We start from the raw sequence: 26,246 nt of genomic DNA on the forward strand, positions 1-26,246 counted from the left end.
CGTCAGCCCAGACTCGCGGGCAGCTGCTCGGCCAGGGACGGGGCGAGCGTGGTCGCGTACGTGCGGGAGAGGTGGTTGTCGTCGCGGTAGACGGCGACATTCCCGATGACCCCCGGGCAGAAGTCGTCGGGGCAGATCCAGGGGGTGAGGTCGACCATGCGCACGCCGGGGGCGGCGAGGTCGGTCGCCGGGTTGGCGTCGGCGAGGGAGCTCGCGCGTGGAACGGCGCAGTCGACGGCGTTCTCGGACTCCGCGACGCATCCGTACATGTCGAACGCGAATCGCGGGTTGTCACGCACCGCGATCACGTCGATATCGGCGTCCGCCATGCGATCGAGGAATCCCCGGATGCCGGGGCGAAGTGCCTCGTCGTCCTCGCCGGCATCCGAGCGGGTGACCACCGTCATGACCGCCGCGGGCGCGAGCCGTTCGGCGTGCGAGATCGCTGACTCACGCCACTCGGGGCAGGAGGGATCCATCCCCGGCTCGTCGAGCCCCATCGAACAGCCCCCCTTGATGAGGAACACCACGCCCCAGCCGTTCTCCGCGGCGACCGGGAGGAGGGCCCCCGTCATCTGCTGGGCGTGCGAGTCGCCGATCACGACGATCGTGTCGCTCGCGCGCGAGGTGGCCCGGGTCTCGGAGCAGGTGCCCTCGAGGATCCCCTGAGGAACCGCCCGGTCCCCCGAACAATCGTGGTCGAGGTAGACCCACTCGTCCTCGAGCTGAGTGGGCGCCGGCAGGAGGGCCGCTTCGGCGGTCGGTTCCGGCAGGGTGGGGTCGAGGAGCACCGCCGCCCCCGGGTTGTCGAGCATCGCACGCGCCGCGAGTTCTCTGTCCTGGATGGCGCTGGACACCTGCCATCCGGCGAGGGGGGTCACCACGACGGCGGTGGCCACGACGAGGACGGCCGTCGGCACCAGGGGTGACGGGTCCGACCTCCGCCATGCCCGCAGCGGTGCGTCCACGAGTGCCGTCAGCCCGCGGGCCAGGACGAGCGAGACGAGGATGACGAGAGCGCCGCCGACGAGGCCTGCATCCGAACCCCCCGTCACCAGCAGCAAGGTGATCAGGACCGGCCAGTGCACGAGATAGAGGGCATAGGCATCGCGGCCGAGCATCCCGAGCGGACGGGATGCCAGCACCCGGGCAGGCCCGACCGGTCGCGCCCCGGACCCGGCGAGCACCACGGCCGAGGCGCAGATCACCGGCCACAGCGCGAGGTAGCCGGGAAAGCCGCCGCGGACGTCGACCAGCATCCCGAGGGAGAGGAGCCCGATGAAGCCCGCCCATCCCAGCACGGCGCGCAGCCTCGCGCCCGCCCGGACGTAGGGGAGCACGACGACGAGGAGGGATCCGGCGGCGAACTCCCACAGGCGCGCGCCGGTGTCGAAATACGCGGCCTGCTGATGGGCGGCGGTGTGGATGACCGAGTACGTGAAGGACAGGAGGAACACCGCACCGAACGCCGCACCGACGACCCGGTCCGGAGCCCACCCGCTCCGACGGACCACGAACTGGCAGCCCGCCAGGATCGCCACCCACAGCAGGAACGCCTGCCCCTGAACGGAGAGCGACCAGAAGTGCTGAAGCGGACTGGGCGCCTCGGAGCGCGCGTAGTAGTCGACGGCGTCCGCGGCCAGCACCCAGTTCTGGACATACAGCAGCGACGCCCAGGTCTGCTCCCAGACCGAGTGCCACATCGCCGGCGGGTAGACCGTGCGCACGAGCGCGAGCACGCTCACGAGCGTGATCGCCGCAGCCGGCAGCAGTCGCCGGAAGATCCCCAGCAGGTGACGCAGCGGACGCACCGGGCGCGGACCGGCCATGCGGCGGACGAAGCCGCGCGTCAGGAAGAACGCCGACAGCATCAGGAAGACGTCGACGCCGCCCGACACGCGCCCGAACCACACGTGGTACGTGACCACGAGGAGAACGGCGACGGCCCGGAGCCCGTCGATGTCGGGCCGATACGCCCACCGCCCCTCATCCGACCCGCCGGCGGAGGCCAGAGGGGGCGACGAGGCGCGAACTGTCGTCGTCACGCCAGCTGGTTGTTCCACATGGAGAGGGCCGAACCGATGGCCATGTGCATGTCGAGGTACTGGTAGGTGCCGAGGCGGCCGCCGAAGAACACGTCCTTCTCACCCGCCGCCAGCTCGCGGTACGCCAGCAGACCCGCTCGGTCGTCGGCGGTGTTCACGGGGTAGTACGGCTCGTCCGCGCGCGTGGCGAAGCGGGAGTACTCGCGCACGACGACGGTCTTGTCGGTCGGGTAGCGATCCGCCCGTTCGGGGTGGAAGTGCTTGAACTCGTGGATGCGCGTGTACGGGACGTCCGCATCGGCGTAGTTCATCACGCTCGTGCCCTGGAAATCCCCGATCGGAAGAACTTCCTGCTCGAAGTCGAGGGTCCGCCACGACAGCTCGCCCTCGGCGTAGTCGAAGTACCGGTCGACGGGCCCGGTGTACACGACAGGGACCTGGCCGACGGTGGCCTTCTTGTTCAGCGGCTGAGCCTCATCGAAATAGTCCGTCGACAGCTTCACCTCGATGTTCGGGTGATCCGCCATCCGCTCCAGCCACGCCGTGTACCCGTCGACGGGCAGGCCCTCCCACGTGTCGTTGAAGTACCGATTGTCGTAGGTGTAGCGGACGGGCAGACGCGAGATGACCTCGGCCGGCAGGTCCTTCGGGTCGGTCTGCCACTGCTTCGCGGTGTAATCGCGGATGAACGCCTCGTAGAGCGGCCGGCCGATCAGACCGATCGCGCGCTCCTCCAGGTTCGCGGCATCCTTCGCATCGAACTCCCCCGCCAGTTCGAGCACGAGCGCCCGCGCCTGGTCGGGGGTGTACGCGGACTGGAAGAACTGATTGATCGTGCCGAGGTTGATGGGCAGCGGGAACACCACGCCCTTGTGCGTCGTGTAGACCCGGTGCACGTACGAGGTGAAGTCGGTGAAGCGGTTCACGTACTCCCACACCGCCGGGTTCGACGTGTGGAAGAGGTGTGCGCCGTACCGGTGCACCTCGATCCCCGTCTCGGGCTCGGCCTCCGAGTACGCGTTGCCGCCGATGTGGTGGCGACGGTCGAGGACCGTCACGTTCCGGCCCGACGCAGCCGCGCGCTCCGCGATCGTGAGACCGAAGAAGCCCGAGCCGACGATGAGAAGATCCATGGGGAAGAAGAGGCTTTCGTGTCGACGGACGCGCGGATGTGGCCCGCGCCCCACCAGTCTAAACGGGCACCTCGCCGCCGCCCTCAGGAGCGGATCAGGTGCCGTCCGTTAGCATGACTGACTGGCGTCGAGCGAGAAGTAGGGGTAAATGAGCGGTTCGTGGTCGGTGATCGTGATGCCACTGATCGTCTCGGTCCTGGCGCTGACCGTCCCCGGACTCGTCGTGATGGCGGCCGGGTGGGGCGTCGGCCGAGTCCGCCTCCTGGCGCTCGCGCCGGTGATCTCGATCGCCGTGCTGGGCGTTTCCGCGACCCTCGCGCCGATGATCGGGCTGGGGTGGTCCCCGCTCCCGGTCGCGATCGTCACGACTGTCGCCGGCGCTGCCGCGTTCGGCCTGCGCCGATGGGTCGGCTCCGAGCACGACGACCGGACGCCGCCGGCGAACGCCCTGTGGGGTGGCCTGGCAGTCGCCCTGGCGGCCGTGATCATCGGACTCCAGCTCGCCTCCGTCTTCGGCGGCCCCTCCCACGTCTCGCAGACCTTCGACGCGATCGTCCATTTGAACACCGTCGCCTACGCCCTGGAGATGCAGGACGTATCGGCGTTCCACATCGGCGCCACCTCCGACATCGGGTTCTATCCGAACGCGTGGCACACCGTTGCCGCTCTCGCTGCCGAGGTCTCCGGCGCCTCGGTGCCGGTCGCCGTCAACGCGGCCAACATCGCACTCGGTGCGGTCGCCTGGCCGCTGTCGGTCGTGGCGCTCAGCGCCGCTCTGCTGTCGGAGCGGACCGCGGTCCTGGTCAGCGCCGCCGCGCTGTCGACGGGCTTCGGAGCGTTCCCGATCCTTCTGATGTACTTCGGCGTCCTCTACCCCAACGCCATGGGCTACGCCGTGCTCCCCGGTGGCATCGCCGTCGTCGTGCACCTTCTGCGCACGACGGGTGTGCGCTCACGCCTCCGCGCAGTCTTCCTGCTGCTGACCGCCTCCGCCGGAGTCGGGCTGGGTCATCCGAACGCGTTCCTCGCCATGGTGGCCCTGGGGACCGGCATCGTCGTCGTCGAACTCGTCTCGGCGGCCTGGCGGCGCGCGTCGCGGCGCTACTGGTACCTGGTGCTCGCGATCCTCGCCGCCCTCGCCCTCGTCATCATCGGACTCTGGCGTTTCTCGCGAACGGGCGAAGGGATGTCGCGATGGGCCCCCTGGCAGACGACGGCACAGGCCGTCGGCGAGGCGCTCCTGCTCTCCCCTCACGGCTACACCCTGACGGTGACGATCTCGATCCTCATCGTCATCGGCCTCATCAGCATCGTCCGACGGCCGCACCTCCTCGTCGTGGCCGCACCCATGGTGGTGGCCTCACTCCTGTTCGTCGTGGTTTCGGGCACCGCCGGGGGCAACGTCGTGCGCGAGGCGCTCACCAACCCCTGGTACAACGACTCCTACCGCCTGGCTGCGCTCCTTCCCGCCGCGGGAATTCCGGTGGCCGTCCTCGGAGCCGTGACGGTGGTCGATCTGGCGATGCGGGGCCTGCGGCGAATGAACGCCGGGCGCGGCTGGCGTATCGCCGCCGCCGCACTCGGCGTGATCGCGATCTTCTCGGTGGGAGTCAGCCCGAACATCCTCCGCGCGGCCGACGAAGCCCGCGGGGCCTATGCACTGACGCCGACATCGCCCCTCCTCACCAGCGATGAGGAGGCCCTGCTCGAACGGCTCCCCGAAACGACCCCGGAGGATGCCGTCATCGCGGGCAGCGCCTGGACCGGGGCCTCTCTCGCCTACGCGATCGGCGACCGCGAGGTGCTCCGCAAGCACGTGTTCGGCAGCATCGGTCCGGACGAGGAGTATCTCAACAACCACCTGCGGGACATCGACTCCGACCCCGCGGTGTGCCAGGTCGTCGACCGGCTCGGCGTCGACTACGTGCTCGATTTCGGCGCGCAGAACGTCTGGAACAACCCGGGAGTCGGCCTGGAGCGCCAGGGGCTCTACGACCTGACCCCGTCGGACCGCCTCATCCTGGTCGACTCGCAGGGACCGGACGCGCGTCTGTTCCGCATCGAGGGGTGCTGACGGTGGCGAACCGAGCGACCGTCGCGGTCGCGTACGACTGCCTGTTCCCGTACTCCACCGGCGGCGGCGAACGGCAGTACCGCGCCTTCGCCGACGAGATCGGGGCGCGAGGGATCGACGTCGACTACCTCACGGCCGTCCAGTGGGACGGTGCGGTGCCGCCCGAGGAGCGCTTCCGAATCGTCCCCGTGAGCGGCCGCCTGTCGCTCTACTCCGCCGACGGCGTGCGCCGCATCCCGGCGGCGCTCGCCTACGCCGCGGGCCTCTTCCGGGCGTTGCACCGCAGCCGGGGCCGCTACCAGGCGGTCATCGTGAGCGGCCTGCCGATCTTCAACGTGTTCGCCGCGCGCCTCGCCCTCCTCGGCACCCGGACCCGGGTCGCGGTGGACTATCTCGAGGTGTGGCATCGCCTCCAGTGGGTCGAGTACTCCGGCCGCGTCACCGGCACGATCGCGTGGCTCCTGCAGAGGCTCGCGATCGCCGTCACCCCGGTGGCGACGTGCCATTCGCAGCTGAGCGCGACACGTCTGCGCCGAGAAGGGCTGCGCAGCGAGCCGGTGGTGAGCCCCGGGCTCATCGACGGTGCCGTGCAGGCCGCCCCGACCGCACCGGCATCCCGGCCTCCGTACGTCCTCTACGCGGGACGCCATATCCCCGACAAGCGCGTCGACTCCCTGCCGGCAGCGGTCGCCGAGGCCCGTCGCACCGTTCCCGACCTGCGGCTGGTGATCCTCGGGTCCGGCCCGAGCACCGCGGAGATCCGCGCGGAGGTCGACCGAGCCGGTGGATCGGCGTGGACCGACTTCCCCGGGTTCGTCGAGGATGCCGAGCTCGACACGCTCCTGCACGGCGCGCTGGCCCTGATCAACCCGTCCCGCCGCGAGGGCTACGGCCTCGTCGTCGTCGAGGCGAATGCGCACGGCACGCCCGTGGTCCTCGTCGCCGACGAAGGCAACGCCGCCACCGAACTGATCGACCCCGGCGTGAACGGCATCGTGGCGCCGAGCACCTCTCCCACCGACCTCGCCCGGGCGATCCGGGCCGTCGCCGACGGTGGTGACGACCTGCGCCGCTCCGCGCGCGCCTGGTACGACGCCGCCGTGGGCACCCGCACCATCCGACGCACCGTGGAGGGGATCCTGTCGGCACTCCGGCTGCCGACCTCCGCCGCACAGCGGATCACGAAAGAAGACACGCCGTGACCTCTCCTTCCCCGACCGACGCCGTCGAACTGACGATCCTCATGCCCTGCCTCAACGAGGCGGAGACCCTCGAGGTGTGTATCCGAAAGGCACAGGGGTTCCTTCAGCGCAGCGGTATCCGCGGGGAAGTCCTGATCTCCGACAACGGCAGCACCGACGGTTCGCAGGCGATCGCCGAGCGCCTGGGCGCCCGCGTCTCGCACGCCCCACGCCGGGGCTACGGTGCCGCGCTGATCAACGGCATCGACCAGGCCCGGGGCGAGTACGTCATCATGGCGGATGCCGACGACAGCTACGACTTCGAGAGCCTCGAGCCGTTCGTCGAGCGACTGCGCGCGGGGGCCGACCTGGTCATGGGCAACCGTTTCAAGGGCGGGATCGCCCCCGGCGCGATGCCCCCGCTGCACAAGTATCTGGGCAACCCGGTGCTGTCGTTCATCGGAGAGCTGTTCTTCCGCCCCGGCATCCGTGATTTCCACTGCGGGCTCCGCGGGTTCAACCGCGCCCGGATCCGGGAGCTCGACCTGCAGACCACGGGAATGGAGTTCGCCTCCGAGATGGTGGTGCGGGCCTCGCTCGCCCGCTACCGCATCGAAGAGGTGCCCACGACGCTCAAGAAGGACGGCCGCTCGCGCCCGCCGCACCTGCGCAGCTGGCACGACGGCTGGCGTCACCTGCGCTTCCTGCTGCTCTTCGCTCCCCGCTGGCTCTTCGTCTACCCCGGGCTGGTGGCGTTCTTCCTGGGGGCGATCACGGTCGGAGTGCTCGCCTTCGGCGGCGTCAACATCGGCGGGGTCGGCTTCGACGTCACCACGATGGTGTACGCCAGCGCACTCTGCGTGATCGGGTTCCAGTCGCTCCTCTTCTTCTGGTTGACGAAGCTCTACGCGACGCAGGAGGGCTTCCTCCCCACCAGCGAGAGATACCGACGCATCGTGGCGAAGTGGTCGGCCGAACGCGGTCTGCTGATCGGAGTCGGGCTGTTCGTCCTCGGCGTCGTCATCGGCATCGTCCAGGTCTCGATCTGGGGCAGCACCGACTTCGGCGCGCAGAACGCCGCCCAGGCGGTGCGCATCGCGGTCCCCAGCGCCCTGCTGATCATCCTGGGCTTCCAGACCGTCATGATGAGCTTCTTCTCGGGCGTTCTCACCACGCCCCGGCGCGAGCAGCGCCCCGAAGCCGTCATCGAGAGCTGATGACAGGCCCCCGCGTCCTCGTCGACCTCCTCGGTTTCACCGGTTCCCGCGGAGGCACCGAGACCTACGTCCGAGAGCTCCTCCCCCGCATCGCCGCGCTGCGTCCGGGAACGTCCTTCGCCGCGCTCACCGGCCGCGCCGGCACCGCGCCGGTGGAGGCGTTCTTCCCCGGACGCGTCCACACCCTCCGCGCCGTCGGCGCGGATCCGGCGAGCTGGGCCCTGGGCGCCGTCGCGGCGACCGATACCGTCGCCCGCCGGAACCGAGCCGACCTCGTGTGGGCGCCGGCGAACTTCGGTCCGGTCTTTCGCGGAGTCCCGCGAATCGTCACCGTCCACGACGCGATCTACGACGAGGTGCCGGGTGGTCTCGCGCACCGCGCCCAGCGGGGCCTCACGTCGTGGCTCATGCGTCGATCGGCGCGCACCGCGGATCGCGTGGTGACGGTGTCGAACGCGGCGGCCGAGAGCATCCGCCGGAACCTGGGCCTGGAAGCGGACCGCATCGCCGTCGTCCACAACGGCAGCAGCGCACCGCACCCCGTCGCTGATCCGGCCGATGTCGTGGCATCCCTCGGCCTGCCGTCGGACCGGCCGGTCGTCCTGAGCGTCGGGAACCGGATGCCGCACAAGAACCTCCCCGGCCTGCTCGCGGCGCTGGCGACACTCCCCGCCGATACCCGCCCCGTGACCGTCATCGCGGGAATCAGCCTCCCCGACCCGCTCGGCGACGACGTCGCACGTCTCGGGCTCGAGCGGGACGTGCTGCTGCCCGGGTGGGTGAGTGATGCGCAGCTCGAGGCGCTGTTCCAGGTGGCGAAGCTGTACGTGTGCCCGTCGCTCGTCGAGGGGTTCGGGCTTCCGGTCGTCGACGCGCTGCGACGGGCGGTACCGGTCCTCGCGAACGACGTGCCCGTCCTCCGCGAGGTCGGCGGCGACGCCGCGCGCTACGCCGACGCCACGAACCCCCGTGAGTTCGGACGGGCCATCTCCGCCGCGCTCGCCAGCCCCCCGGATGCCATCACCAGGGCGGACGCCCAGAAGTGGGCTTCCGGCTTCACCTGGGACGACGCGGCGGAAGGCACCGCCGACGAACTGGACCGGGTACTGGCATCGATCGGTCGCCGATGAGCGCCGCCCCGTCGTTGCACCGGCGGCTGCTGGGTTTCATGCTGCTGCCCGTGATCGCAGCACTCTCGCCGGTCATCGCCCTGCCCGTTATCACCCGCAACGCCGGCAGCGCGGGCTGGGGAAGTGCGATCGCGGGCGAGAACATCGGAACCTTCACCGCCATCGCCATCGGCTGGGGCTGGACGACGATCGGTCCCGCACTGATCTCCCTCGCCGCCGACGACGACCACCGGGCGCGGCTCTACCGCGAGTCGCTCACGATCCGTCTGCTGATCTCCATCGTCGCGCTCCCCGCGCTCGTCGTGATCTGCTGGCTCATCGCGGCGCCCGGTGCGGAGCTGTTCACGGTCCTCATGGGCATCCAGGGCGCCCTCATCTCCCTGTCGTTCACGTGGTTCAGCGCCGGAATCGGCGACCCGCGGACGATCGTGGTGCTCGACGCCATTCCGCGGCTGCTCGCGAACTTCGCCGCCGCCGGGTTGGTGCTGGTCACCGGGGTCGTCGTGTTCTACCCCCTCGCCGGCATCCTCGTCACGGTCGTGAGCACGGCGATCTTCACGGTGCGCTTGCTCCGACGCCATCCCGGCCCCTGGCCACGTCCCCGCGAGCTGCCCGCACTCTTCCGCAGCACTCTTCCCGTCGCACTGAACGACGCCGGGCTGAGCGGATATTCGAGCGTCCCCGCCCCGGTGGTCAACGTCACCGCCTCGCCCGAAGCGTCGGCGGGATATGCCAGCTCCGACAAGCTGCTCAAGCTCGGCCAGTTCATCCCGATGACCCTGGCGAACGCCCTCCAGAGTTGGATCGGGGAAGCACACGGATCCCACCGGGGGCGCCGCATGGGCATCGCCCTGGTGCTGGCGACGGGCATCGGCGCGCTGGGGTGGGCGGGTCTCGCGCTCGTGGGGCCCTGGTTCACCGAGTTCTACTTCGGCGCCGATGCCGCCGCACCCTTCGACGTCCTCCTGGCGACGGGCCTGGTGTTCTTCTTCTTCTCGGTACGGACCATCGTCGCCCGCCTGATCCTGTTTCCCGCGGGGCAGGCCGGCGCCGTGATGCGCACGACGCTGATCGCCACGGCGATCGGCATCCCGCTCATGATCGGTCTCGCGCTGGCCTGGGGGCCCGTCGGTGCGGCGATCGGGTACGCGTTCACCGAGGGCGCCGCCACCGTTCTGCTGAGCCGCCGGTGCTTCCGCGTCCTGCGGGACCTACGGCACGCCCCCGCGGAGGCACCCGCATGACCGTCACGGATCGGTGCCGCGCGCGCCGAGGAGAAAGGACCACCGCATGAGGCTGGCCATCAACGGACGCTTCTTGCTGACGTCCTACGGCGGGGTGCGCCGATGCGCCGTGGAGATCTCGCAACACCTCGCGCAGATGCGCTCCGACCTCGTCCTGCTGATCCCTCCCGCGGCGATCGACCAGGTGCCCCCGGGTGTTCCCTTCGAAGTGATCGGACGCTCGGGCGGCCCGATCTGGGAGCAGATCGAGCTCCCGCTCTGGCTGCGCCGGCACGGCTCGCCGCTTCTGCTCAACCCCGCGAACATCGCGCCCATGACCTACCGCCGCCAGGTCTCGATCCAGCACGACATCGCACCGGCGCTGCGCCCCCATGATTTCACCCTGCTCTTCCGGATCCAGTGGCACCTCGTCGTGCGTCTGGGGATGCTGCGCCGGGGTCAGCGTCTGGTGACCAGCAGCCGAGCGTCCCGAGAGGAGATCGCCGCGCAGTTCCGCGTCGATCCCGGCACGATCGAGGTGATCCACCTCGGGGCGGACACCCTTCCGGCCGCGGATCGACCGACCTCCGAGGGAGAGCGGACGACATACGTGACCTTCGGTCGGCACGGCGCGGCGAAGAACGCGCGAGCGGCCCTCGATGCGCTCGCTCTGCTTCCCGCGGACGAGCGGATCGACTTGGAGTTCGTCGGCAAGCTCGATCCCGAACTCGAGCCGTATGCCCGTGCCCGAGGAATCGATCCGGATCGCATCCGTTGGCTCGGACCCGTCAGCGACGAAGAGCTCGCCGACGCGTTCACCCGCGCAGCCGCCTTCGTGTGGCCCTCCCTGCACGAAGGCTTCGGCCTGCCGCCCCTGGAGGCCCAGAGGCTGGGAACACCGGTGCTCGCTTCCGACATCCCCATCAACAGGGAGATCCTCGGCGAGTCTGCCCGCTACTTCCCGGCCACGGATGCCGCGGCCCTCGCTGCCCTGTTCACCGACGTCGCGCGGGATCCGGGTCTGCGCTCTGAGCTCTCTCGGCGAAGTCTTGCCAACGGTGAGGCGTTCACGTGGCGACGGACGGCCGAGCGCTGGAACGACCTGATCGACGAACTCCTCGCCTGATACCCCCGCCCGCGACGGGCGAGGCAGAATCGAGGGGTGAACATCGGCTTCGTCGTGACGACCCTGGGGCGCATCGCCCCCCTCCGCGCCCTCCTGACCTCGCTCGCGGATCAGCTTCTTCCGGGTGACCACGTCGTGCTGGTCGCCCAGGGAGCGCAGGAGGACGTCGCGGCCCTCGCGGCCGAATTCGCCGTGAACGGCGTGCCTGTCACAGCAACCACCTCGGGTCGGGGCGCGTCGCTCGGGCGCAACACCGGCGTCGCCGCACTCCCCGAGGGCGACGCGGTCGTGACGTTCCCCAACGACAACACCACCTATCCACCGGGCACCGTCCGAGCGCTGCACGCCGCCGTCGACGATGCGGGCTTCCTCGCCGGGGGGTTCACCTCGTGGGACGAGCGCGGCCCCAAGACGACGCTTCCGGAGCCGGGCACCCCGTTGGACAAATACAACGTGTGGTCCGTGATCGAGATGGGCATCCTGATCCGCCGCTCGCTGTTCGACGCCGTCGGCGGATTCGACGAAGACCTCGGGCCGGGCTCCGTCACCCCCTGGCAGGTGGCCGAGGGGACGGACCTGCTCCTGCGTGCAATGGCGCACGACCGACGTCTCCTGTCGGAGTTCCGCTGGCTCCCCGCCGAGGTCCACGTCGACGGCATCTCCACGGGATTCGGACTCTCCAGCGCCGAGCGTCGTCGCAAACTCCGGGCCTACGGTCGCGGCACCGGACGCGCTTTCGCCGCGCACGACTACCCGCTGTGGTGGCGAGTCGCTTTCACCGGGGCGGGGCTCCTCTACGGCATCCGCAATCCGAAACCGATCACGCTGGCCGACGGGTGGCCGATGTTCCTCGGGCGGCTGGAGGGGACGCTCGGGCGCACGTTCGGCCAGGCGCGGATGGTCTCGACGACCCGGTGACCCGGCGTCGGGGCCGACGCCGGGCGCCGAGGAAGGCCGCTGGTAGGCTACGGAAGTGTCTTCGAGAGTTCTGATCACCGGCGGCGCCGGCTTCATCGGGTCCCACCTTTCCGAGCGTCTCCTCGCCGAGGGCCACGAGGTCATCTGCGTCGACAACTTCTTCACGGGCACCCGGCGCAATGTCGAGCACCTGTTCAGCAACCCGCGCTTCGAGCTCATGCGGCACGACGTGACGTTCCCGCTGTACGTCGAGGTCGATCAGATCTACAACCTCGCCTGCCCGGCCTCCCCGGTGCACTACCAGCACGACCCCGTGCAGACCACGAAGACCAGCGTCATGGGCGCCATCAACATGCTCGGTCTCGCGAAGCGTCTCCGGGTGCCGATCCTGCAGGCGTCGACCTCCGAGGTCTACGGCGACCCGGCGGTGCACCCGCAGACCGAGGACTACTGGGGCAACGTCAACCCCATCGGAACCCGTTCCTGCTACGACGAGGGCAAACGCGCCGCCGAGACGCTCTTCTTCGACTACCGCCGCCAACACGACCTGTCGATCAAGGTCATCCGCATCTTCAACACCTACGGCCCGCGCATGCACCCCAACGACGGTCGTGTCGTGTCGAATTTCATCGTGCAGGCTCTGCGCGGCGAGCCCATCACGATCTACGGTGACGGTTCCCAGACGCGTTCGTTCTGCTTCGTCGACGACCTCGTCGACGGCATGATCCGCCTGATGAACACCGGCCACGAGGTCACCGGCCCGATCAACGTCGGCAATCCTGGCGAATTCACGATGCTCGAGTTGGCCAACGCCGTGCTCGAGATCACCGGCGGCACGTCCGAGATCGAGTACCGCCCGCTTCCGCAGGACGACCCCAAGCAGCGCCAGCCCAACATCGACCTCGCGCGCCGCGAGCTCGGGTGGGAGCCGACCGTCGCCCTGCGCCCGGGGCTGGAGCGCACGATCGAGTACTTCCGCGGCGTGCTCGCCACGGCTTGAGCCGGCACGTGACGAGGGGAGAACGGCCGGCGGTGTCGATGCTCCAGGTCGCGCGCTCTCTGTGGCGGTCGGCACGCGACCGGCCGGTGTTCCGCCCTCTGGTCGCGCGGCTGGACAGGCTCTGGTGGTTCCGGGCGATCGCTCGCGCGGACATCGTCGACCTCGACTACGTGCGCGCCCAGACGGGACGCGCCCTCAGCGCGAACGCCGCGATCCGGCGCTACGTCTCCGGCGGATACCGCGATGGATTCCGGCTGAACCCGCTCTTCGTCGACACCGCCGTGGGCGATCACCTCCCCGAAGCCTGGCGCGTTCCGGCGCTCTACGCGTATGTCGTCGCCGATCCGCGTGGTCTGCAGGTGAGCCCGCTCTGGGATGCCACGGCGTACGGCGAGCGGCATCCGGAGGCCTGGTCGGTCCCCGGCGGACCCGTCGCGCACGCGTGGCACCGGCGGGAGGAGGAGTCCCTCCCCTTCGGTCCCGACGCACTGCCGTCGCCCGCGCCGTGGAGCCGTCTGTCGAAAGTGATCGCGGACGCAGCACACCGCGCGCGCGTCGGCGGCGAGATCGCGGCTCCGCCGGGGACCGTCCCACTCGAGCGCGAGATGCTGGTCGCGCTCGGGCCCGACGAGTGGGACTTCGACGAGTCGATCGCCGAGGCGATCGCCTTCGCCGCCGTCGCCGGGCAGGGCTCCGCGATCGCCGTCCTGGATCCTCGCGCCGAGGACTGGACGCTCGCGCAGATCGCGGCGGCGTCCACCGCCCGTGTCCGGGTCAGCCGTCGCCGCCACGACGACGCCGCGTCCGCCCTCGACGAGCTCCGTCGGACCTCGATCGCGGAGATCATCGTCCTGCGGGGCCCCAACCAGACGCTCACCGCCGGCGACGCCGGAACGCTCGCGGATCGCGTCCACGAACACGGGGCGGGGACGTTCCTGGCACCGGTCTGGCTCGACGGCGACGGCACGATCGCGGCCATCGGAGCCACCGGAGAGGGGCGCTTCCTGGCCGGACACCCCGTGGAAGACCTCACGCCGCTCCTCGACGCCGACGGCCCCTCCCTCGAGGTTCCCGCCCTCGCCGGATCCACCTTCGCCGCTCACCGCGCCGACATCGATGCCGAGCTCCGCGGGGCCGATGCCGCGGCAGCCGCGTCTGTCGGCGGCACCGCCCATGTGGCCCTCGACCTGTACTCCCGGACGAGATCTCCCATCCCTCCGGCCGAGCTGCCCCACCTCGCCGCGAACGCCGACGCCTTGCTGGAGCGGGCCGGATGGGAGCGTGCTCGGACGGGACCCTCTCCGCGCGTTCAGCGCCCCGTGCGCGCGACGGTCCTCGCCGACGGCACGACTGTGCCGGTGCTGCGGTGGGCGCTGCGCACGGCAGCGCCCGTCGGACCGCGTGCCGAAGGGTGGGGAGACACGCATTTCGCCCGCGCGCTCGCGGCTGCGCTCCGACGCCAGGGCCAGGAAGTCGTGATCGACGCCTATCCCGCGCGGCACCGCCCCACGCGCCACCTCGACGATGTTACGGTCGCGCTACGCGGGCCCGAGCCGCTGGAGGCTTCCCCCTTCGGAACCTCGCTGCTGTGGATCATCAGCCACCCGGACCAGATCGGTACGGATGACGTGGCCGGATTCGACGCGGTCTTCTCCGCGTCCGCTCCGTGGGCCCGGCGGGCCGCAGCCGAGCTCGGCGTCCCCATCACCCCGCTGCTGCAATGCACGGATGCCACGCGCTTCCGCCCTTCGGGAGCTCCGCGCGGCCGAGACATCCTCTTCGTCGGCACCGCCCGTGGCATCCTCCGCCCCTCCGTCGTCGAACCGATCCGCGCCGGGATCCCCGTCACCGTGATCGGACCGGATTGGCGCGGGTGGATCCCCGCCGACCGCATCGCCGCGACCGGCGTCGACAACGACGCCCTGCCGGACCTCTACGAGCGGGCCGGCGTCGTCCTTAACGACCACTGGCCGGCCATGCGGGAGCGGGGGTTCATCGGCAACCGCCTCTTTGACGTCGTCGCCGCCGGCGGTCGCGCCATCAGCGACCGCGTCGAGGGCATCGACGCACTGTTCGAGGGTGCTGTCCGGACCTACGGCTCGATCCCGGAGCTGATCGACATGCTCTCGGGCGATCTCGACGAGATCTTCCCGACGCGCGACGTCCTCGCCCGCATCGCGGAGCGCGTTCGCGCTGAGCATTCCTTCGACGCGCGCGCACGGGCGCTGCTGGACGCGGCGCTGCATGCCCGCGATGACGGCGGCGACGACGGGAAGTCTCCGACGGGACTGGCATCATAGAACGCATGCCTTCCGAGCCCTCCACGTCGCATCCTCGCGGCCTCGGGGTCCTCTGGTCGTCCAGCCTCGTGCGCTATCTCGTGATGGGAGGGCTGAGCTTCGCGTTCGACTTCGGCCTGCTCTGGGCTCTTCACGATCTCGCGGGCGTGCCCCTGGCGGTCGCCACGCCGACGGCCTTTCTCGCCAGTTTCGTCGTGACGTACACGCTCCAGAGGTTGTTCGCCTTCCGCGCGAGTGACGCGGTCGCGCCCAGCGTCGTGAGGTACACGCTTCTGGTGATCGCCAACACGCTCCTGACGACCGGGATCGTGGCGCTCAGCGACGAAGCCGGTTGGTCGTGGATGGTCGGCAAGGTCATCGCCGTGGCGATCACCACCGTCGGCAACTACTTCGCATACCGCTATTGGGTCTTCGCCCGTCCGAAAGGTGCCCCCTCGCATGTATAAAGGCGCGTCCATCGCGGCTGTCGTCCCGGCGTACAAGGAAGAGAAGATGATCGCGCGGGTCATCGAAACTATGCCCGCGTTCGTCGACCACATCGTGATCGTCGACGACTGCAGCCCCGACGACACCAGCGCAGCGGTGCGCGCGGTGGCAGACCCCCGCGTGACCCTGATCCGCCACGAGGTCAATCAGGGCGTGGGCGGGGCGATCATCACGGGACACCGGACGGCTCTCGAGCTGGGCAGCGACGTGAACGTCATCATGGCCGGCGATGCGCAGATGGATCCGGAGTACCTGCCCGTGCTGCTCGATCGCGTCGTCGAAGACGGCTACGGATTCGCCAAGGCGAACCGCTTCTACTCCCCCGAGTCGTTCACCGGGATGCCGGGATACCGGGTCTTCGGCAACATCGTCCTCTCGTTCATCACGAAGCTGTCCTCGGGGTACTGGAACCTCTTCGATCCCCAGAACGGGTACACCGCGATCCGGTCGGAAGCTCTCCGCCGAGTGCCGCTCGAGCGCGTGGCCAAGCGCTACAGCTTCGAGAACGATCTGCTGATCCACCTGAACATCCTGCAGATCTCCGCCGTCGATGTCCCGATCCCGGCGGTGTACGGCGACGAGGTGTCCAGCATCCGTCTCAGCAAGGTCGTCCCCGAGCTCACCCACCGACTCACCGTCGGCTTCTGGCACCGCATCTGGTACCGCTACGTCCTGTGGTCGTTCTCGCCGATCGCTCTGCTGCTGTTCCTGGGCCTGGCCTTCCTCGGCTTCGGCGCGATCGTGACGATCTGGCTGTTCTTCCAGATCCTCGGCTCGGCCATCGCCACCGCCGCCACTGTCATGTTGGCGGCACTCCCACTGATGCTGGGGACGCAACTCCTCATCAGCGCGCTCCAGCTCGACATTCAGTCGACCCCATCGACACCGGAGTTCGCCCCGTTCCACGAGGGCTGAGATCGCCCGAGGCCGTCACGGTGCGTCGGATCAGACGTGGACGGCTGTGCGGATGAGTCGTCCGCCGTCGACCGCGGACTCCAGCGAAGCTTCGACGACGCGGAGCACGTGAACGGCCTCGCGCATGCTCGAAAGGCTCGTGGGCAGGCCGTTGACCGCGTCGCGGAACGCCTCGAGCTCGGCGCGCAACGGCTCGCGCTTGGGGAAGGCGAACCGTGTCACGTCCCCCTCCGAGACGCCCCGGAAGGTGGAGACCGACTCCCACTCCAGTGCGGCGGTGCCGTTGCGGTGCAGTGTCAGATCGGCGGTCGCGGTGTCGGCGATGAAGGTGCCGCGCTCCCCCGTGACGACCGTGACGCGCTCCTTCATCGGGCTCAACCAGTTGATCAGGTGGTTGACGACGGCCCCGCCCGACAGGCGGCCCGCGATCGCGATCATGTCCTCGTGCGAGCGCCCGCTCTTGAACGCCGTCTGGGCAGAGACTGCTTCGTAGGACTCCTGCGCGACCCAGGCGGTGAGGTCGATGTCGTGGGTGGCGAGGTCCTTCGCCACCCCGACGTCACCGATGCGCGCGGGGAACGTGCTCTGCCGCCGCGTCGCGATCTGGTAGACGTCACCGATCTCCCCTTCGGCCAGCCGCGCCCGCAGCTGCTGCAGAGCGGGGTTGAAGCGCTCGACGTGGCCGACGGCACCGATAAGGCCCCGCGACTCGAACAGGTCGGCGAGCGCCTCGCCCTCGACCGAGCTGTCGGCGATCGGCTTCTCGACCAGCACGTGGACTCCGGCGGCGGCCAAGGTCGACGCCGCCGCAGCGTGGAAGCGCGTGGGCACCGCGACGACGGCGATGTCGATTCCTGCTGCTGCAAGCGCGTCGACGTCCTGCAACACGTCCATACCGTGGGCGACCCCGTGCGGGTCTCCCGCGGGGTCGGCGACGGCCACCAGGTCGATGCCCTCGATCTCGCGGAGCAGACGCGCGTGGTGGCGTCCCATCATCCCGAGCCCGAGGAGCCCCGCCCGCAGCACGGCGCTCACGCGCCCGCTCCCGCGACCGCCGCGACAGCCGTCACGATGCGCTCGAGATCGGCGCGAGTCAGGGACGGGTGCACGGGCAGGGAGACGACTTCCCGTGCGGCACGCTCGGTCTCCGGGAGATCCAGGCCGGGTGCGAAGTGGGCGAGGGACGCGAGGCGGTGGTTCGGGATCGGGTAATACACCCCGCTGCCGACCTGATGCTCTTCCCGCAGCGCGCGCACGAACCCGTCGCGGTCGTCCGGCACACGGACGGTGTACTGGTGGTAGACGTGATGGGCGCCCGCGGAGACGGGTGGCGCGACGACGCCGACGAGATTCGCATCCAGGAACGAGGCGTTGCCGCGACGCTGCTCGGTCCAGACATCGACCTTCGTCAACTGCACGCGACCGATCGCGGCGTGCAGGTCGGTCATGCGGGCGTTGAAGCCGACGACCTCGTTCTCGTACTGACGTTCCATTCCCTGATTGCGCAGCAGACGCATCGACCGCGCGATGTCCGGGGTACCCGCCGTGACCATGCCGCCTTCGCCGCTGGTCATGTTCTTCGTCGGATACAGCGAGAACATCGCGAATGCACCGAATGTGCCGACCGGACGGCCGTGGAGGCGCGCCCCATGCGCTTGCGCGGCATCCTCGAAGATCATCAGCCCGTTGCGGTCGGCGACCGCCTGGAGGGCGACCATGTCCGCGGGGTGTCCGTAGAGATGCACGGGCATGATCGCCCGCGTACGCGGCGTCACCGCCGCCTCGACACTGGTCGCATCCAGCGCGAAGGTCGCCGGATCGATGTCGGCGAAAACCGGGGTCGCGCCCGTGAGCGCCACCGAGTTGCCCGTCGCGGCGAACGTGAACGACGGCACGATGACCTCGTCTCCGGGCCCGATGCCGGCGGCGAGCAGACCGAGGTGAAGACCCGAGGTGCCCGAATTGACGGCGACCGTCTCGCGGCCTTCCACGAAGTGATCCGCGAACTCGCGTTCGAACGTCGCCACCTCGGGCCCCTGGGCGATCATGCCGCTGCGAAGCACGCGGTCGACGGCCGCGCGCTCCTCGTCGCCAATGAGGGGTTTGGCTGCGGGGATGAGATCAGGCATCGGTGTCCTCCTTGAGTACGCCGTCGGTCTCGATGAATCGGTCGCCCGTGCGCGGACACACCCAGGCGTCTCCGGCACGTTCCAGGGGCACGCCGGCGGGCCCGACCCACCCGATGCGTCGGGCGGGGACCCCGGCGACGAGGGCGAAGTCGGGAACGTCCTTGGTGACGACCGCGCCGGCCGCCACCGTCGCCCAGCGTCCGATCTGGACAGGTGCGACGCAGGTCGCGCGCGCGCCGATCGACGCGCCGCGTCGCACGGTCACTCCCACCGGGGTCCAGTCGGAGGCGGATTTGGGAGTTCCGTCGGGGTTGATCGCGCGCGGGTAGGTGTCGTTGGTGAAGACCACTGCGGGGCCGACGAAGACCCCGTCCTCCAGCCGGGCCGGTTCGTAGACGAGCGCGTAGTTCTGGATCTTGGATCCGTCGCCGACCGCCACGCCGGGGCCCACATAGACACCGCGGCCGATCACGCAGTCGCGACCAATCGTCGCGCCCTCCCGGACCTGCGCGAGATGCCACACGGACGAGCCGTCGCCGACCTCGGCTCCGATGACGTCGGCGGAGGGATCGATGCGGGCCGGACGCGACGTCGCGTCCGGATTCGTAGCGGGAGACACGAGAAGTCAGTCTAACCGGGCATCCCGAACGACCCCCGTAAGATCGACGCGTGCTCCGCCGATCCTCCTCCATCGTCCGCACGCTCGCCCCGTGGCTGGTGCCGCTGATGTTGTTCATCGCTCTCGGAGCGTGGAGCTTCGCTTCGCCCGTCGGGGCGAGCCCCGACGACGACTTCCACCTGCCGTCCATCTGGTGCGGCCTGGGTGACCGACCAGGACTGTGCGAGGATTCCGGTGATCCGGAGACCCGCTTGGTGCCCACTCCTCTCAAGGACGCCTCGTGCTACGCCTTCCTCCCCGCTGACAGTGCCGCCTGCTGGGATTCCGAGGCCTCCGGCCTGTTCGAAGCCGCCCGAGTGAACACCGGGCCGCTGTACCCGCCTGTCTTCTACGCCACGATGAGCGTCTTCGCCGGACCGGACGTGCCCACCTCCGTTCTTCTGATGCGCCTGGCCAATTCCGCGATCGCGGTCGGCCTGGTCGCGTCGGTGTTCTGGGCACTCCCCCGTCGCTTGCGACCGGCACTTCTGATCTCGACGATCGGCTCGGCGGTGCCCCTCGGCGTTTTCGTCTACGCCTCCACCAACCCCTCGTCCTGGGCGCTGCTCTCCGCCGCGACGGTGTGGATCAGCGTGTACGCCGTGACGCAGACGTCCGGCCGACGCCGGTGGGTGCTGGCGGGTCTTGCGGTCGTGGCCACCGTGCTGGGCGCGGGAGCCCGCGCCGACGCGGGGGCCTTCGCCATCTTCGGAGCGGTTCTCGGACTGCTCCTCGGCCTCGGACGCGCCCGATCCGCGCTGGTTCCCATCGTTACCGCTGCGGCGGTGGCGGTGGTCGGGGTCGCGTTCTACCTGAGTGCGGGCCAGAGCGGATCGCTCGTCGCCGGCCTGCCCAGCGACAATCCCCCGCTGACGCGGGCGCAGCTCATCGACAACGCTCTGAATGTCCCGACGCTGTGGACGGGCGCGCTCGGCGGGTGGGGACTCGGCTGGCTCGACACCCCGATGCCCTCGACGGTCGTCGTGGCGACGAGCCTCGTCGTCGGCGGCATCCTGTTCCTCGGAATCGCTCGACCGACACTGCGCGAGGGAATCGCGGCGGCGCTCGCCCTGGCCGCCCTGTGGGCGGTGCCGTTCATTCTGCTCGCCCAATCACGCGCCGTCGTGGGCACGCAGGTCCAGCCTCGCTACATCCTGCCCCTGCTCATCATCCTGCTGGGCGTCGCCTCCGTCGCCGTCGACGTCGAGGCCCGTTGGACCCGGGCCCGGCGCCTGATCGCCGCCGGGGCGCTCTCGATCGCCTTCGCGCTCGCGATCTACACGAATGTGCGTCGCTACACGACGGGGACGGACGGAACCGCGCTCGACCCTGGCACCGGCGCGGAGTGGTGGTGGCCCGTCGCCCCGAGCCCGCTTCTGACCGTCGTGGTGGGATCGCTCGCCTTCGCCACCGGCCTCGGTGTTCTGGCGCTTTCCGGCCTGTCAGGACGCAGCGCTCGCGCGGAGGCGGTCACCAGCGGGACCGACGCCGACGCCCCGACGGTGCCGGCCACGCGGACCTGATCATCGACCGCGTCGGGCGGACACCGACCCGGGTCAGTCCGTGACGTCGCGCTTACCGACGGTGACGGAGGCGGCGACGGTCCCGACGGCGACCTGTGTGCGCGACTCCACGGTGAAGAGCGCGGCCTGCGCAAGTCCGTGGCTGCTGGGCTCGCTGACTCCGGCGGCGTTGGCATTCACGTAGTACTGACCGGCGCCGAGATAGACCTCCCCGACGCGGAGGTCGATACTGACCGGGCCGCTGATCGGAGCCAGCCGGTGCTCGAGCAGCTCGGTGTTGGAGGCCAACACCATGTGCCCCAAGGGGGTATCGATGCTGAAGCCCAGCTCCCACCGTTCGATCGGCTTCATCGAGTCCACGTGCACACGGATCGTGAGCGGGTCGCCCTCGCGGACGGTCTTGGTGCGAGTGCCGTCGTCGGCGAGCAGCTCCACACGCTTGACCTGGATGGGATGGACCGTCTGCTCCGGCGGCGCCTCCCCCACGCGACGACCCTCGAGGACGTCGCGCAACGCTCCGATCGCATCGCGCGTCTCGCCGTCGAACACCACCGCCCCGTCCTTCAACACGATCCCCCGGTCGCAGAGTTCGGCAACCTGTTGAGCGGAATGGCTGACGAGGATGATCGTGCGCCCTTGCGCGCGGAACTCTGCGATCCGGTCCATGCATTTACGCTGGAACGTTTCGTCGCCGACCGCCAGCACTTCGTCCACGAGGAGCACATCCGGATCGGTGTGGATGGCCACGGCGAAGGCCAGGCGGACGTACATACCGGACGAATAGAACTTCACTGCCGTGTCGATGAACTCGCCGATTCCGCTGAAGTCGACGATCGCATCGAACTCGCGGTCGATCTCCTCCTTCGTCATTCCGAGGATCGAGGCATTCAGGTACACGTTCTCCCGCCCGCTGAGGTCGGGGTGGAAGCCCGCGCCCAGCTCGAGCAGGGCTGCCATGCGTCCGCGCGTTTCTACCGTGCCGGATGAGGGCGAGAGGATTCCACCGATCAGCTTGAGCAGCGTGCTCTTGCCCGAGCCGTTCGCGCCGAGCAGACCGACCGTGGTCCCCGCCTCGATCGTCAGCGAGATGTCGTCAACCGCGACGAAATCACGGCGAAACGACTTCCCGAGCCTGCCCAGGTGCACGATGCGGTCCTTGAGGCTGTTGTCCTGCCGAACGCGGAAATGCTTGGACACCGCGTTCAAGCGAACGATGTGGGGGGCGGAAGTGAAGATATCCGTCATCACAGCTCCTGAGCGAAGTTGCCCTGCATCCGCGTGAAGACGCGGTGCGAGATCACGAGCAGCACGATTCCGATGGCACCGGCGATCAGCATGCGCAGGGCGAGATTGGCCGGGTAGTCCTCGGCCGTTCCCGCGCCCCAGAAGGCACGGTGGAAACCGAGCACCGCGATCGTCAGCGGATTGGCCGCGTACACCTCCAGCACCCACTCCGGAAGGGCGAACCGAGTGATCACGTCCTGGACCATCCGCCAGGAGTAGACGATCGGGGCACCCCACATAGCGAGCATCAGGACGACCTCCGTGAGGTATTGGATGTCACGCAGGTAGACGTTTAACGCGGACAGGAGCAGACCGATGGCCAGCCCATAGATCGTGATGAGGATCACCGACGGGAAGAACCACAGCATCTCGACCGGCTCGGGAAGCGCCCGGAAGATCAGCGCAGCCACGAGCAGCACGGCCAGTTGCACGAGGAACATGAACCCCGCGCCGCCGATGCTCGCCAGCGGGAAGATCTCCCGCGGGAGGTAGATCTTCTTGACGAGTCCGCCATTCTGCAGGATCGACCCCGTGGCGCCGAAGACCATGTCGTTGAAGAAGACGTACAGGGTCAGACCCGAGAACAGATACACCGCGAAATTGTCGATCCCCTCCGCGGCGCGGAGGAATTGACCGAGCACGATGAAGTACATCAGGAACTGGATCAGCGGGCGGATGACCGTCCACAGGAAGCCGAGGAAACTGTCCCGGTACCGCGCCTGCAGATCGCGGCGGACGAGAAGGTTGAGCAGATCGCGACGGGCGTAGATCTCGCCGATCTTGCCGAAACGCCCTGTCGTACGCCGCCCGCGCGGGTCGACGACCGCGTACGGCTCGGTGGAGATCCGAGCGAATCTCGCCTCGGTCTCTGCGCTCATCGCTGCCATCCTCGTCGTCCTGTCATCGCCGGCTCCGCCGTCCTACGTCCACCATCGCTCGGATCCACCTGCCGGGTCGCCGGAGAGGATCCATCACGCGGCGCAGGCGGTGCACGACGCCCATATGGTTCAGGCGCATGTACATCCGCAGGAAATCGGCGCCCGAGCCGGTGCCGACGTACCCCACGGTCCGCAGTCGGTCAATCTTCTCGTGCGCGTAGCCCGGAATCGTCGCCGACATCTCGTCGAGCTTGAAATCAAGGGCCGTGTGGCTGACCGCCGCATAATCGGGTGCGACGATCGTTCGCGAATGGAATCCGAGTTCACCCGCCGCGTAGGAAGGCATCCGCTCCAGGATATGCGCCAATCCTCCGTCCTGATACGCGTCCGCCCCGCCGAAGTCCGAGTACCGCCACTCGCGGTCGACGAGAAGGCGCAACGCTTCCGGTCGTGCGAAGAACATCGAACCGTACGGCGCGAGCGGTGAGACATCGTCCAGCGGCACTCGAATGCCCATCTCGTCGGCGAGCCGCTCGAAACCGGGCTTGTTGGCCCACCATGCGCGACCGAGCGTGGGATACCCGATGTGGATCATGGGCGGGAAAGCCAACCCCAGCCCCTTCTCGCGCTGGAACAGACCGAGGACACGGGACGAGTGGTCCCGATCCGGCAGAAGGTTCAGGAACTGCTGCTCGCGGAAATGCGTCCCCACGTTGTAGCCGTCCTGCGGCGTCTTCTTGCTGTGCAGCTTCACGACCACGTCGTAGCGCCCCGACGACAGCACGTCGCGGCATCCGACGAGGAAGGCACTCTGATCGCGCCCGTCATTGGACTCCACCACGCGCACGGACACGTCACCGCGCTCGCCCGGCAGCCGGGCGATGTGCTGGCGGATCCGCTCCGCCCGCGTCGGGTCGGGCGTGGTGACGACGAGGTCGTAGGGCAGCGGCAGTGTGTCCGCTCGCTCGAGGATCTCCGGCGTCATCTCGTCGTAGAAGATGTGCGCGACGACGACCACGCGCAGCGGCTCGGCCGGGTCGTACGGCGCGTCGTCAGGGCCGAGGACGTCCATGAGGCCGGCGTCGGCGTTGAGCACCTTCGGAGCGACGTTGCGGGCGAGGTTGCTCAGCGCCAATTCGGTCGGGTATCCGCCCGCCGCGGCAGCCTCGAGCGCCCACCTGCCGATCACCGCATGGCGATCGAGGAACGGCGGGGAATGGAAGAAGACGCGACGTTTCAGCAGCGGGCACCCGTCCCCCATGAGAGCGACGGGCGCGAGCAGCGACGCGTTCGCCGACCCGTAGTCCTCCGACCGGAACGCGACCTCGTCGACGAACCCGGCGTCGCGGAAGACGGAGGTGAAGACGGTCTCGTGCTTGAGCACGGCGTCGCGGTAGCCCGGCATCTCGGGCAGGTCCCGCCAGCACCGCGCCCAGCGCTCCGAGGTGAACATCGAACGACGCACCGCGATCCAGAACGACTGCAGGTGATGCGGCACACCGGCCGAACCGGTGAACATGTGCCAGTCCTCGGCGGAGTGGTCGGTCATGCCCCAGAAGTCGATCTCGAGGGCGTCCATCCGCTCGAACACCGCACCGAACGGACGCACCGGACCGAACCACGTGTCATTGGTCAGAACGACCTCATCGAACTCCGACAACCTCGCACCGACGTGCTCCAACGCCTCCTTGTGCGCCCAGATGTCGAAACCGACATTGTCACGCACCAGCACCTCATCCGACACCGGCTCCAACCGCGCCCGACCCTCCGGCGTCAACTTCCCGTTGACCACGACCAGGATCCGCGCCGCATGCTCCCGCAACCCCGCCAACGCGTGCACGACATACTCGTCCACACCCCCACGACGGTCGTACACCACATACACCACAAGCCGACGACCACCCTCAGGAAAAACCACCGCACGCTCCACATCAGCCCCCGTGACGGCATCCCACGGAGCCTCGGATGCGGCAGGGGGCGCCGACCGCACACAGAACAGGGAGAGCTTAGAGCGGCCCGCCCGCACTTGCCTGAGCGAGAGCCTTGAGCAGGTATTTGCCGTATCCGCTTTTGAGGAGGGGTTCGGCGCGGTGGCGGAGTTCGTCGTCGGTGAGGAAGCCCATGCGCCAGGCGACTTCTTCGGGGCAGCCGATGGAGAGTTCTTGGCGTTTTTCGACGGTGCGGATGAATTCGGTGGCTTCGGCGAGGGAGTCGAAGGTGCCGGTGTCCAGCCAGGCGGTGCCGCGGGGGAGCAGTTCGACGCGGAGGCGTCCTTGTTCCAGGTAGGTGCGGTTGACGTCGGTGATCTCCAGCTCTCCGCGGGGGGAGGGGTGCAGGTGGCGGGCGATGTCGATGACGTCGTTGTCGTAGAAGTACAGGCCCGGGACGGCGTAGGTGCTTTTGGGTTGCGCGGGTTTTTCTTCGAGGGAGATCACGCGGCCGTCGCCGTCGAATTCGACGACGCCGTAGGCGGTGGGATCGGCGACCTGGTAGCCGAAGACGACCCCGCCGTCGAGTTTGGTGTACTGGCGTAGGCGGGTGCCCATGCCCTGGCCGTAGAAGATGTTGTCGCCGAGGACGAGGGCGACGGAGTCGGAGCCGATGTGGTCTTCGCCGAGGAGGAAGGCCTGGGCGAGTCCGTCGGGTGAGGGTTGCACCTTGTAGGTGAGGTAGATACCGAAACGGGATCCGTCGCCGAGCAGGCGCTGGAACTGTTCGGCGTCTTGCGGGGTCGTGATGATGAGGATGTCGCGGATACCGGCCAGGATCAGCGTCGACAGCGGGTAGTAGATCATCGGCTTGTCGTACACCGGAACGAGCTGCTTCGAGACGCCGAGCGTGATCGGGTGCAGTCGCGACCCCGTTCCGCCCGCCAGAATGATTCCGCGCATTGCTCGATTCTCCCCGACCCGCCCGGTCCCCGCCAACCCGGGGCCCGCCGGGCCTCCCGGGTGAGCCGAGTTAGTCTGGCGGCATGCGTCTGCTCGTGACCGGCGGTGCCGGGTTCATCGGTTCGAATTTCGTGC

The 26,246-nt window shown here is 69.1% G+C and carries 21 protein-coding genes; 12 read left to right on the top strand and 9 right to left on the bottom strand.

Annotation, left to right across the window (positions count from 1 at the left end):
- Positions 1–2: 2 nt before the first annotated feature.
- Both D8Y23_RS02700 and glf read right to left on the bottom strand, forming a co-directional pair.
- On the bottom strand, positions 3–2,045 hold the full coding sequence (locus D8Y23_RS02700; RefSeq protein ID WP_164878115.1) for an acyltransferase family protein: 2,043 nt from the start codon (positions 2,043–2,045) through the stop codon (positions 3–5).
- The gene (gene glf / locus D8Y23_RS02705) at positions 2,042–3,178 is read right to left on the bottom strand and encodes a UDP-galactopyranose mutase (protein ID WP_128216633.1); all 1,137 of its coding nucleotides are present in this window, start codon (positions 3,176–3,178) and stop codon (positions 2,042–2,044) included. The genes D8Y23_RS02700 and glf overlap by 4 nt, the downstream gene beginning before the upstream one ends.
- A 148-nt stretch (positions 3,179–3,326) precedes the next feature.
- Between glf and D8Y23_RS16690 the strand changes: the two genes are divergently transcribed.
- From D8Y23_RS16690 to D8Y23_RS02755, 11 genes are read left to right on the top strand one after another with little or no spacing between them, the layout of a single operon-like run.
- Positions 3,327–5,252 (top strand): DUF6541 family protein, encoded by a 1,926-nt coding sequence (locus tag D8Y23_RS16690; protein WP_164878116.1) that lies wholly within the window; start codon positions 3,327–3,329, stop codon positions 5,250–5,252.
- Between the two features lie 2 nt (positions 5,253–5,254).
- On the top strand, positions 5,255–6,454 hold the full coding sequence (locus D8Y23_RS02710) for a glycosyltransferase family 4 protein (protein WP_164878117.1): 1,200 nt from the start codon (positions 5,255–5,257) through the stop codon (positions 6,452–6,454).
- Positions 6,451–7,650 carry a glycosyltransferase family 2 protein gene (locus D8Y23_RS02715; RefSeq protein WP_240663735.1) on the top strand — a complete coding sequence of 400 codons (1,200 nt, stop codon included), beginning with the start codon at positions 6,451–6,453 and terminating at the stop codon, positions 7,648–7,650. Before D8Y23_RS02710 ends, D8Y23_RS02715 begins: the two co-directional genes overlap by 4 nt.
- A complete protein-coding gene (locus tag D8Y23_RS02720; protein ID WP_128216635.1) occupies positions 7,650–8,780 on the top strand; it encodes a glycosyltransferase family 4 protein in 1,131 nt (376 codons plus the stop codon). The genes D8Y23_RS02715 and D8Y23_RS02720 overlap by 1 nt, the downstream gene beginning before the upstream one ends.
- On the top strand, positions 8,777–10,024 hold the full coding sequence (locus D8Y23_RS02725) for a lipopolysaccharide biosynthesis protein (protein WP_128216636.1): 1,248 nt from the start codon (positions 8,777–8,779) through the stop codon (positions 10,022–10,024). Before D8Y23_RS02720 ends, D8Y23_RS02725 begins: the two co-directional genes overlap by 4 nt.
- A gap of 46 nt (positions 10,025–10,070) precedes the next feature.
- Complete coding sequence (locus D8Y23_RS02730; RefSeq protein WP_128216637.1) at positions 10,071–11,129, top strand: glycosyltransferase family 4 protein; 1,059 nt, start codon at positions 10,071–10,073, stop codon at positions 11,127–11,129.
- A gap of 36 nt (positions 11,130–11,165) precedes the next feature.
- Positions 11,166–12,047 (top strand): glycosyltransferase family 2 protein, encoded by an 882-nt coding sequence (locus D8Y23_RS02735; protein ID WP_128216638.1) that lies wholly within the window; start codon positions 11,166–11,168, stop codon positions 12,045–12,047.
- Between the two features lie 55 nt (positions 12,048–12,102).
- Entirely contained in the window at positions 12,103–13,047 is a 945-nt protein-coding gene (locus D8Y23_RS02740; protein WP_128216639.1) for a UDP-glucuronic acid decarboxylase family protein, read from the top strand.
- 38 nt (positions 13,048–13,085) lie between these two features.
- Complete coding sequence (locus D8Y23_RS02745; RefSeq protein WP_342672099.1) at positions 13,086–15,347, top strand: glycosyltransferase; 2,262 nt, start codon at positions 13,086–13,088, stop codon at positions 15,345–15,347.
- 5 nt (positions 15,348–15,352) lie between these two features.
- On the top strand, positions 15,353–15,793 hold the full coding sequence (locus D8Y23_RS02750) for a GtrA family protein (protein WP_128216641.1): 441 nt from the start codon (positions 15,353–15,355) through the stop codon (positions 15,791–15,793).
- Positions 15,786–16,748, top strand: coding sequence for a glycosyltransferase family 2 protein (locus tag D8Y23_RS02755; protein ID WP_128216642.1), 963 nt, complete (start codon positions 15,786–15,788; stop codon positions 16,746–16,748). The genes D8Y23_RS02750 and D8Y23_RS02755 overlap by 8 nt, the downstream gene beginning before the upstream one ends.
- Before the next feature lie 30 nt (positions 16,749–16,778).
- Here the strand turns inward: D8Y23_RS02755 and D8Y23_RS02760 are convergent, their stop codons facing one another.
- The 3 genes from D8Y23_RS02760 to D8Y23_RS02770 are packed head-to-tail and all read right to left on the bottom strand — an operon-like array spanning position 16,779 to position 19,496.
- On the bottom strand, positions 16,779–17,783 hold the full coding sequence (locus D8Y23_RS02760; RefSeq protein WP_128216643.1) for a Gfo/Idh/MocA family protein: 1,005 nt from the start codon (positions 17,781–17,783) through the stop codon (positions 16,779–16,781).
- Positions 17,780–18,877, bottom strand: coding sequence for a DegT/DnrJ/EryC1/StrS family aminotransferase (locus tag D8Y23_RS02765; protein ID WP_128216644.1), 1,098 nt, complete (start codon positions 18,875–18,877; stop codon positions 17,780–17,782). Before D8Y23_RS02765 ends, D8Y23_RS02760 begins: the two co-directional genes overlap by 4 nt.
- Entirely contained in the window at positions 18,870–19,496 is a 627-nt protein-coding gene (locus tag D8Y23_RS02770; RefSeq protein ID WP_240663736.1) for an acyltransferase, read from the bottom strand. The genes D8Y23_RS02765 and D8Y23_RS02770 overlap by 8 nt, the downstream gene beginning before the upstream one ends.
- Positions 19,497–19,546: 50 nt before the next feature.
- Here D8Y23_RS02770 and D8Y23_RS02775 point away from each other — a divergent pair, with 50 nt between their 5' ends.
- Positions 19,547–21,058: a DUF2142 domain-containing protein gene (locus D8Y23_RS02775; protein ID WP_128216645.1), complete on the top strand. Its 1,512-nt coding sequence runs from the start codon at positions 19,547–19,549 to the stop codon at positions 21,056–21,058.
- A gap of 33 nt (positions 21,059–21,091) precedes the next feature.
- Here D8Y23_RS02775 and D8Y23_RS02780 read toward each other — a convergent pair whose 3' ends face one another.
- From D8Y23_RS02780 to rfbA, 4 genes are all read right to left on the bottom strand, one after another.
- The gene (locus tag D8Y23_RS02780; protein ID WP_128216646.1) at positions 21,092–22,303 is read right to left on the bottom strand and encodes an ABC transporter ATP-binding protein; all 1,212 of its coding nucleotides are present in this window, start codon (positions 22,301–22,303) and stop codon (positions 21,092–21,094) included.
- Positions 22,303–23,220: an ABC transporter permease gene (locus D8Y23_RS02785; RefSeq protein ID WP_128216647.1), complete on the bottom strand. Its 918-nt coding sequence runs from the start codon at positions 23,218–23,220 to the stop codon at positions 22,303–22,305. The genes D8Y23_RS02780 and D8Y23_RS02785 overlap by 1 nt, the downstream gene beginning before the upstream one ends.
- A 22-nt stretch (positions 23,221–23,242) precedes the next feature.
- Positions 23,243–25,138 (bottom strand): rhamnan synthesis F family protein, encoded by a 1,896-nt coding sequence (locus D8Y23_RS02790; protein WP_240663738.1) that lies wholly within the window; start codon positions 25,136–25,138, stop codon positions 23,243–23,245.
- Between the two features lie 88 nt (positions 25,139–25,226).
- Complete coding sequence (gene rfbA, locus D8Y23_RS02795) at positions 25,227–26,111, bottom strand: glucose-1-phosphate thymidylyltransferase RfbA (RefSeq protein WP_128216649.1); 885 nt, start codon at positions 26,109–26,111, stop codon at positions 25,227–25,229.
- Positions 26,112–26,246: the final 135 nt, after the last annotated feature.

The organism is Microbacterium enclense, assembly GCF_004022425.1.
Classification (GTDB): domain Bacteria; phylum Actinomycetota; class Actinomycetes; order Actinomycetales; family Microbacteriaceae; genus Microbacterium; species Microbacterium enclense_A.

What these genes read in the sequence shown, in the direction of transcription:
- D8Y23_RS02745 (WP_342672099.1), top strand. Translation starts at nt 13,086, where the DNA reads ATGCTCCAGGTCGCGCGCTCTCTGTGGCGGTCGGCACGCGACCGGCCG.
- rfbA (WP_128216649.1), bottom strand. Translation starts at nt 26,111, where the DNA reads ATGCGCGGAATCATTCTGGCGGGCGGAACGGGGTCGCGACTGCACCCG.
- D8Y23_RS02765 (WP_128216644.1), bottom strand. Translation starts at nt 18,877, where the DNA reads ATGCCTGATCTCATCCCCGCAGCCAAACCCCTCATTGGCGACGAGGAG.
- D8Y23_RS02720 (WP_128216635.1), top strand. Translation starts at nt 7,650, where the DNA reads ATGACAGGCCCCCGCGTCCTCGTCGACCTCCTCGGTTTCACCGGTTCC.
- D8Y23_RS02725 (WP_128216636.1), top strand. Translation starts at nt 8,777, where the DNA reads ATGAGCGCCGCCCCGTCGTTGCACCGGCGGCTGCTGGGTTTCATGCTG.
- D8Y23_RS02755 (WP_128216642.1), top strand. Translation starts at nt 15,786, where the DNA reads ATGTATAAAGGCGCGTCCATCGCGGCTGTCGTCCCGGCGTACAAGGAA.
- glf (WP_128216633.1), bottom strand. Translation starts at nt 3,178, where the DNA reads ATGGATCTTCTCATCGTCGGCTCGGGCTTCTTCGGTCTCACGATCGCG.
- D8Y23_RS02730 (WP_128216637.1), top strand. Translation starts at nt 10,071, where the DNA reads ATGAGGCTGGCCATCAACGGACGCTTCTTGCTGACGTCCTACGGCGGG.
- D8Y23_RS16690 (WP_164878116.1), top strand. Translation starts at nt 3,327, where the DNA reads ATGAGCGGTTCGTGGTCGGTGATCGTGATGCCACTGATCGTCTCGGTC.
- D8Y23_RS02750 (WP_128216641.1), top strand. Translation starts at nt 15,353, where the DNA reads ATGCCTTCCGAGCCCTCCACGTCGCATCCTCGCGGCCTCGGGGTCCTC.
- D8Y23_RS02780 (WP_128216646.1), bottom strand. Translation starts at nt 22,303, where the DNA reads ATGACGGATATCTTCACTTCCGCCCCCCACATCGTTCGCTTGAACGCG.
- D8Y23_RS02785 (WP_128216647.1), bottom strand. Translation starts at nt 23,220, where the DNA reads ATGAGCGCAGAGACCGAGGCGAGATTCGCTCGGATCTCCACCGAGCCG.